The organism is Herbaspirillum sp. C7C8 (assembly GCF_022627875.1).
Taxonomy (GTDB): Bacteria; Pseudomonadota; Gammaproteobacteria; order Burkholderiales; family Burkholderiaceae_D; genus Herbaspirillum.
Map to the genome: position 1 here is coordinate 1 of NZ_JABXGG010000090.1, position 242 is coordinate 242.

The 242-nt window shown below is 61.2% G+C and carries 1 protein-coding gene; it reads right to left on the bottom strand.

Annotated elements, in window-relative coordinates:
- Positions 1-242 (bottom strand): cytochrome P450 (locus tag HWE01_RS22765; RefSeq protein ID WP_241822975.1); only part of this gene is annotated, 242 nt, incomplete at both ends.

Sequence of the window (242 nt, forward strand, 5' to 3'; positions counted from 1 at the left end):
TGATGGAGAAGTCCGGAATACGCGGCAGCCATTCTTCGAGGAATACACGCAGCTCGACGCGGGCGAGCATCGAGCCGAGGCAACGGTGGGCACCACCACCGAAGGTCACATTGATCTTGCCTTTACGCTCGATATCAACGGTGCCTGGATTGTCGAACCGGCGCTCGTCCAGCCCGAACGCCGCCGTCGGGATCAAGACCATTTCCCCTGCCTTCAGCTCGGCACCACCCACCGAGCAATCG